Consider the following 7,627-nt stretch of genomic DNA (forward strand, 5'->3'; position numbering starts at 1 on the left):
GGCGCCTCGGCGTTCCCCGGCGGGCGCTGCCCGGCGCCGGGGCTCCCCCGCGCCGGCGGCCGGGCCGGGACGGGGCCCTCGCGGGCGGTCTTGCGCAGGCGCTTGCGCAAGCCCTTGCGCAGGCCCGCCCCGTGCGCCACCTCCGGGGGCGTGACCCGAGCGAGAGCGTAGCGCGTGACGACCCTGACCAGCCTCGCCGCGCGTGCCGGCTCCGTCGCCAAGTCCCTGGCGGAGGCCTCGAGCGACCTCCTGGTCCAGCCGACCGTGCGCCTCGGGGTGACCGGGCTCGCCCGCTCGGGCAAGACCGTGTTCACCACGGGGCTCATCCACCAGCTCACCGGCCTCCACCCGCTCCCGGCGCTGCGCGCCTCGCAGGAGGGCCGCCTGCGCCGGGCCCGCCTCGTGCCGCAGCCCGACGACGACGTGCCGCGCTTTCCCTTCGAGGAGCATTTCGAGGCCCTCACGGCGGAGCGCCGCTGGCCGCGCTCGACCGACCGCATCAGCCAGCTCCGCCTCGCCGTCGACTACGAGCGCAAGGCGGGCTGGCGCAGCGGCCCGGCGAGCCTGATGGTCGACATCGTCGACTATCCGGGCGAGTGGCTCCTCGACCTCGCGCTGATCGAGCAGACCTACGAGGGCTGGTCGCGGGAGACGATCGCGGGGGCGCAGCGGCCCGGGCGTGCCGCCATGGCGGCGCCCTGGCTCGACGCCCTGCGCCGGCTCGACCCGGCGCAGGCCCTCGACGAGGTGGTGGCCGAGCGGGCGAGCGACGGCTTCAAGACCTACCTGGCGGCCGTGCGGGCCGGCCCCGAGGCGGTCGCCACCACGCCGCCCGGGCGCTTCCTGATGCCGGGCGACCTCGCGGGATCGCCGGCCCTCACCTTCGCGCCGCTGGCGCTCGCCGGAGAGCCCGCGCCCGACAGCCTCGGCGGCCTGATGGAGCGCCGCTTCGAGGCCTACAAGGCCCGGATCGTGGTCCCGTTCTTCCGCGAGCACTTCCAGCGCATCGACCGCCAGATCGTCCTCGTCGACGTGCTGGCGGCGGTCGACGCGGGCGCCGCGGCGCTCGCCGAGCTCGAGGAGGCGCTCGACCGGGTGCTGATGAGCCTGCGGGTCGGGCGCAACTCCGTGCTGTCGCGCCTGTTCGCCCCGCGGGCCGACAAGATCCTGTTCGCCGCCACCAAGGCCGACCACCTCCACCACGCCAGCCACGACCGCCTCGACGCGCTCCTGCGCCTCCTCGTCGCCCGCTCCATGCGCCGGACCGAGGCCGCGGGCGCCCGGGTCGGCACCGTGGCGCTGGCCTCCGTGCGGGCGACCCGCGAGACCCTGGTGCACGAGGGCGCCGACACCCTGCGGGCGGTCGCCGGCACCCCGGAGGCCGGCGAGGCGATCGCCGGCGAGGTCTTCGACGGCCGGACCGAGGCGGCGATCTTCCCGGGCGAGCTGCCGGAGCGGCCCGAGGCGGTGCTGGAGGGGGCGGTGCCGCCGGGCTCGCTGCGCTTCCCGCGCTTCCGGCCGCCCCCGGTGTCGCGGGACGCCCTCGGGCGCCCGGGCCGCCTGCCGCAGATCCGCCTCGACCGCGCCCTGCAATTCCTGATCGGCGACCGCCTCGCCTGAGGTTTCCCATGACCCAGAGCCCCCAACCCCGGGCCTTCCGCCTGCCGCCGGCCGGCGCCGCGGCGGGCGACGCCGCGGCGGACCCCGCCGCGCCCGGCGCCGAGACCGCGCTGCCCGCCGGCGTGCGCGTGGTGGACGAGCCCTTCGAGATCGTCGAGGCCGCCGACGGCGTGCCGGTGCCGGTGGCCCCGCGCCGCCGCGCGCCCTGGTCGACGCTGCTCCTCTCGGCGCTCGGCGGCCTCGCCTCGCTGGCGGTCGGGCTCGGGATCGAGCGCCTGGTCGCGGCCCTCTTCGCCGCCGCGCCCTGGCTCGGCGCCGTGGCGCTGGCGCTCCTCGCGCTCGCGGGCGTGGCCCTCGCGGCGATCGTCTGGCGCGAGGTCGCGGGGGTGCTGCGCGAGCGGCGCATCGAGACCATCCGGGCCGCCGCCCTCGAGGCCCTCGCGTCCCGCGACCACAGCGCCGCCAAGGCGGTGGTGCGCGACCTCTCGGGCCTCTACGCGGCGCGGCCGGGCGTCGCGGCGGCGCGGGGGCGCCTCGACGCCCTCGGCGACCAGATCCTCGACGTCGAGGACCGGATCGGCATCGCCGAGACCGAGCTCCTGGCGCCTCTCGACCGCGCCGCCAAGGGCGCCATCGCGGACGCCGCCAAGCAGGTCTCGGCCGTCACCGCCCTCAGCCCGCGGGCGATCGTCGACGTCGCCTTCGTGCTCTTCGCCGCCGCGCGCCTGCTGCGCCGGATCGCCGCCACCTACGGCGGGCGCCCGGGCTTCTTCGGCTTCCTGCGGCTCGCCCGGGCCGCCCTGGCGCACCTCGCGGTGACGGGCGGGGTCGCGGTCGGCGACAGCCTCGTGCAGCAGGTGCTGGGCCTCGGCGTCGCGGCGCGCATCTCGGCGAAGCTCGGGGAGGGCGTGCTCAACGGCCTGATGACCGCCCGCTTCGGCCTCGCGGCCCTCGCGGTCTGCCGGCCCCTGCCGTTCACCCGCGAGCCGGTCCCGCGCCTGGGGGACGTCGCGGGCGAGCTCCTGCGGGGCGGGGAGGCGGAGGGCTGAGCGCGTCGGCCCGGCGGGCCGCGCCGGCCCGCGGAGGACCCCCTCAGGTCAGCGGCAGCCCGACGTAGTTCTCGGCGATCACCGTCTGGGCGGCCTGCGAGCCCCGGATGTAGGCGAGCTCCGCCACCTGCATCCGGCGGGCGAAGGGGTCCATGTCGGGGAAGCGGTGGGTGAGGCCGGTGAACCACCAGCTGAAGCGCTCGGCCTTCCAGACCCGGGCGAGGGCCCGCGCCGAGTAGCCGTCGAGCCCGGAATCGTCCCGGTCGCCGTAGTGGCGCCGCAGGGCGTCGGCCAGCATGGCGACGTCGGAGACCGCGAGGTTCATGCCCTTGGCGCCGGTCGGCGGCACGATGTGGGCGGCGTCGCCGGCGAGGAACAGGCGGCCGACGCGCATCGGCTCGGCCACGAAGCTGCGCAGGGGCGCGATGCTCTTCTCGAACGAGGGCCCCCGCACCAGCCCGGCCGCGGCCTCGGGGCCGAGGCGGGTCGCGATCTCGTCCCAGAACCGGTCGTCGGGCCAGTCGTCGATCCGCTCGTCGAGCCCGACCTGCACGTAGTAGCGGCTGCGGGACTCGGAGCGCATGCTGGCGAGGGCGAAGCCGCGCTCGTGGTTGGCGTAGATCAGCTCGTGGTTCACGGGCGGAACGTCCGCCAGGATGCCGAGCCAGCCGAACGGGTAGACCCGCTCGTACACCTTCAGCACGTCCGCCGGCATCGCCGCGCGGCCGACGCCGTGGAAGCCGTCGCAGGCCGCGATGAAGTCGCAGGAGAGGCGCTGCGCGACCCCGCCCGCCACGTAGCTCACGCTCGGGCTCGAGCCGCCGAAATCCTCCGGGCGCACGTCCTCGGCCTCGAACACGATGCGCACGCCCCGCGGCTCGGCGGCGTCGAAGAGGTCGCGCATCACCTCCTGCTGGCCGTAGACCGTGACGGCGGAGCCGCCGGTCAGCGCCGCCATGTCGACCCGGAAGACCTCGCCGTCGTAGGCGAGGTTGGTGCCCGTGTGGACGAGGCCCTCGGCGCGCAGGCGGGCGTCGAGGCCGAGCTCGGCCATGAGCGCGACGGTGCCCTGCTCCAGCACGCCCGCCCGCACCCGGCCCTCGACGTAGTCGCGGGTGCGCCGCTCCAGCACCACCGCGTCGATGCCGGCCCGGGCCAGCAGGTGGGCGAGGAACAGGCCGGCCGGGCCGGCCCCGATGATCGCGACCTTCGTGCGCATGGATTGCATCCTCCCTGGGGCGCCGTCCCGGCGAGAGGCTGCCCCCAGGGGCTCCTCGCGCGGCGGCTCACATGCGGGGAGCCTGGACGCCCGGGGCCGCGATGGCGATGGACAGGGCGTGGAATAAGTTGGATTCCTCGCTCGTATCCCCGCCCGCGGAGACAGGCCCGGCGATGGCGCCCGATTCGTCCCAACTCCCTGCCGTGCCGCACTTCTTCCTCTACGGCGAGGCGCCCCGGGACGCCGACGAGCGCTTCCTGCACCTCGAGGCCTTGGACGATCGCAGCCGGCCGAACCGCTGGACCATCCGGCCCCACGTCCATTCCGACCTGCATCAGGTCCTGCACGTCGCCGAGGGCGGCGGCGCGATGCGGGCCGAGGCCGAGGCGCTCCCGTTCGCGGGCCCCTGCCTGCTCGCGGTCCCGGCCGGGACCGCCCACGGCTTCCGCTTCGCTGACGCGACCGTCGGCGTCGTCCTGACCCTCTCGGACCGCTACCTGCGCGACCTGTGCCGGCGGGAGCCGGATCTCGCCGCCCTGTTCCGCGCCCCGGCGGCGCTGCCCCTGCCCGAGCCCGGCCCCGTCGCGGAGGCGGTGGCCGAACTCGCCCGGGAGCTCGCCTGGGGGCTGCCCGGCCGGCGCGGGGCGATCGAGGCCCACCTGATGCTCCTCCTGGTCGCGGCCCTGCGCCGGCTGGAGGCGGCGCGGGGCCCCGCGCCGCCGCCCGGACCGCAGGCCCTGCTGGCGGCGCGCTTCCGCGAGGCGGTGGAGACGCATCACCGCCGCGACCGCCCCCTCGCCGCCTACGCCCGCGACCTCGGCGTCACCGAGGCGCGGCTGCGCGCCGCCTGCCGGACGGCGGCGGGGACGAGCCCGGCCCGGATGATCCGCGAGCGCCGGCTCCTGGAGGCCAAGCGCACGCTGCTCTACTCGGACCTCAGCATCGCGGAGGCCGCCTACAGCCTCGGCTTCGCCGACCCCGCCTACTTCTCGCGCTTCTTCACCAAGGGCACCGGGGAGTGCCCGCGGGCGTTTCGCGACAGGCGCGGCGCGGACCGGGGAGAGGCACCATGACCAGGATCGAGGGTTCGGGCGGCCGGGGCGGGGTCACGCGCCAGGGCTTCCTGCACGGGGTGCTGGCGTCCGCGGCCCTGGGCGGGCCCGCCGCCGCGGCGCCGGGGGCGGGCCTCCAGCAGCGGCCGATCCCGGCGAGCGGCGAGACCCTGCCGGTGATCGGCCTCGGCACCTGGCGCGGGTTCGACGTCGGCGCCGCGCCGTCCGAGCGGGCCCCCCTGCGGGAGGTGGTGGCCGCGCTCCTCGACGGCGGCGGCCGGGTGATCGATTCCTCGCCGATGTACGGCCGCTCCGAGGCCGTGACCGGGGACCTCCTGGCGGCCGACGGCGCGCGCGGGCGCGCGTTCGTCGCCACCAAGGTCTGGACCCGGGGCCGGGAGGCCGGGATCGCCCAGATGCGGCACTCCCTCGCGCTGCTGCGCACGGAGCGCGTCGACCTGATGCAGATCCACAACCTCCTCGACTGGCGCACGCACCTGCCGGTCCTGCGCGACTGGAAGGCGCGCGGCCGCATCCGCTACCTCGGCGTCTCGCACTACACCGAGAGCGCCTACGGCGAGGTGGAGGCGGTGCTGCGGGCCGAGCCGCTGGACTTCCTCCAGATCAACTACGCCCTCGACGACCGGGCGGCGGAGCGCCGGCTGCTGCCGCTCGCGGCCGAGAAGGGCGTGGCGGTGCTGGTCAACCGGCCCTTCGGCGGGGGCGGCCTGCTCCGGCGCCTGCACGCCAGGCCGCTGCCGGACTACGCCGCCGGCCTCGGCTGCGACTCGTGGGCCGGGATCCTGCTGAAATACGTGCTCGGCCACCCGGCCGTCACCTGCGCGATCCCGGGCACCGCGCAGGCCCGCCACATGGCCGAGAACCTGCGCGCCGGCACCGGCCCCCTGCCGGACGAGGCCCTGCGCCGGCGCATGGCCGCGGACCTGCCGGCATGAAGATCGCCCGCCCGGCGCAAGCTTAAGCTGCCGGTCCCGGGCGTCTGATACTGCAAAGCTCAAGCTCCGCCGTCGGTGAGGCCGGAATTGTCCTCGGGGGTCGAGCGGAACGTCTCGCCTTATTGCTGCCCCGTCTTCGTGGTCCAAGCCCCGATCCACATCGATTCACGTCCAGACCGGGCCTCCGCGGGCCGGCTCCGCGCTGCGGACGGACGTCGCCCACACTTCAAAGAGGGGATTCCATGCTCAAGTCGGTCGTCGCAGCACTCAGCCTGAGCGCCGGATTCGTCGCCGCGGTGCAGCCGGGCGCCGCGGAAGACCGCAGCTACAACGGCACCTGGTCGGTGCAGCTCGTGACCGAGTCGGGCCTGTGCGACAGCCGCTACACCGTCGCCCTGGCCATCCGGGACGGCGACGTGCGGCTGGCCGCGACGGGCGAGGGCGGCGCCACCGTCAGCGGCCGGATCGGGCAGGACGGCAGCGTCGGCCTGAACGTGCGTCGCGGGAGCGCGAGCGGCGCGGCGCAGGGCCGGCTCCAGGCGAATTCCGGCTCCGGCACCTGGACGGTCTCCTCGCTCTGCACCGGCCGCTGGACGGCCCAGCGCCGCTCGACCCGGGTCGCGCAGGCGGATTGAGCCGGGGACGCTCCTCCCCACGGCCGCGCGGCGCGATCCTCCGGGACGACGGGACCGGGACCCGCGACGGACCGGCCGGGATCGCCGCGACCTGCGGCGGGTCCCCCGGGGCCGCGGCCCCGGCGGCCTCACGGGCCGCCCGCCCCGGCCCGGGCGCCCGACCGGCTCCAGTGCTGGGCGTGCACGGTGCTGATGATCCCGGAGGCCCAGATCAGGCGCCGGTCCGGCATCAGCGGGGCGTTGTGACTCGCGAGGTGGTAGGCGCCCCGCCGCGAGCCGCGCAGGAGCTTCTTGAGGTAGCGGTGCCCGTCGGGAGTCGCCACGGCGGCGTAGAGGTCCAGCAGCCGCTCCGGGCTCTCGCCCGCCTCCGCGCACAGCACGATGTCGTCGGGCTCATACTTCGGGTACATCGACACGCCCGCGACCCGGAACGCGATGGTGCCGTGCGGGACCCGGAACGGCACCGCGATCCGGAACAGGTCGCCGCCGGGCCCGACCTGCTCGTCCCCGGTCTCGATCAGGCCGCCGGCGCTGATCACCCCCTTCACGGCCACGACCTGACCCTCGTCCGCCGCATCCGGCGCCTCGTCGTCCCCGAACAGGATGCCCTTGGCGCTGACCCCCACCCCGTCCCGGCGGAAGCGCGCGGCGTAGCGCTCGGCATCGTCCTGCCCGATCGTGCGCGTCCCGGCCTCGTGGGCCCGGTAGGTGCTCTCCGGCCAGGCGTTGCGCAGGGCCGCGTCCCGCGCCGAGCGGTAGCCCGCGGCGATGCGCGCCTGCCGCAGGCGCTCGCCCTGCTCGGCCCGGATCCGGTTCTCGTCCATGCGGATCACTTGAACGACACGTCCTGCCACTTGAGGTATTGATCGCGTTCATTACATCATGTAGCAACCGTCTCAGCAAGCGATCCTTGCGGCAGCGGGATGCGTCGCGAGATCATCCCGACCACTGCCGCAAGGGGAGACCGGTCCCGGCCCTGTCGTGGGAGTTGCCGATGTCGCCCCATCCTCCTGCCGCGCGCCGCGGCCCCGCAGGCCGCCGCGGCCCCGACGGCCGCCGCGGCCCCGCTGGCCGCCGCGGCTCCGGAGCGCCGCCC

The 7,627-nt window shown here is 76.2% G+C and carries 7 protein-coding genes; 5 read left to right on the forward strand and 2 right to left on the reverse strand.

Going from position 1 to position 7,627, the window contains the following annotated elements:
- The first annotated feature begins 183 nt into the window (after positions 1–183).
- Together DT057_RS33125 and DT057_RS33130 are read left to right on the forward strand one after the other, a co-directional pair.
- Complete coding sequence (locus DT057_RS33125) at positions 184–1,620, forward strand: YcjX family GTP-binding protein (RefSeq protein WP_203236451.1); 1,437 nt, start codon at positions 184–186, stop codon at positions 1,618–1,620.
- An 8-nt stretch (positions 1,621–1,628) separates the two neighbouring features.
- A complete protein-coding gene (locus DT057_RS33130) occupies positions 1,629–2,669 on the forward strand; it encodes a YcjF family protein (protein WP_128566275.1) in 1,041 nt (346 codons plus the stop codon).
- A 43-nt stretch (positions 2,670–2,712) separates the two neighbouring features.
- Here DT057_RS33130 and pobA read toward each other — a convergent pair whose 3' ends face one another.
- Complete coding sequence (gene pobA, locus DT057_RS33135) at positions 2,713–3,888, reverse strand: 4-hydroxybenzoate 3-monooxygenase (RefSeq protein WP_128566276.1); 1,176 nt, start codon at positions 3,886–3,888, stop codon at positions 2,713–2,715.
- 173 nt (positions 3,889–4,061) lie between these two features.
- On the opposite strand from pobA, the gene DT057_RS33140 reads away from it, so the two are divergent.
- From DT057_RS33140 to DT057_RS33150, 3 genes are all read left to right on the forward strand, one after another.
- Positions 4,062–4,961 (forward strand): helix-turn-helix domain-containing protein, encoded by a 900-nt coding sequence (locus DT057_RS33140; protein WP_128566277.1) that lies wholly within the window; start codon positions 4,062–4,064, stop codon positions 4,959–4,961.
- A complete protein-coding gene (locus DT057_RS33145) occupies positions 4,958–5,896 on the forward strand; it encodes an aldo/keto reductase (protein ID WP_128566278.1) in 939 nt (312 codons plus the stop codon). The genes DT057_RS33140 and DT057_RS33145 overlap by 4 nt, the downstream gene beginning before the upstream one ends.
- A 242-nt stretch (positions 5,897–6,138) precedes the next feature.
- Positions 6,139–6,531: a hypothetical protein gene (locus DT057_RS33150; RefSeq protein ID WP_128566279.1), complete on the forward strand. Its 393-nt coding sequence runs from the start codon at positions 6,139–6,141 to the stop codon at positions 6,529–6,531.
- A 128-nt stretch (positions 6,532–6,659) separates the two neighbouring features.
- On the opposite strand, the gene DT057_RS33155 is transcribed toward DT057_RS33150, so the two are convergent.
- Entirely contained in the window at positions 6,660–7,355 is a 696-nt protein-coding gene (locus DT057_RS33155) for a LexA family transcriptional regulator (protein ID WP_128566280.1), read from the reverse strand.
- Positions 7,356–7,627 lie beyond the last annotated feature (272 nt).

The sequence above is a fragment of the Methylobacterium crusticola genome (assembly GCF_003574465.1).
Taxonomy (GTDB): Bacteria; Pseudomonadota; Alphaproteobacteria; order Rhizobiales; family Beijerinckiaceae; genus Methylobacterium; species Methylobacterium crusticola.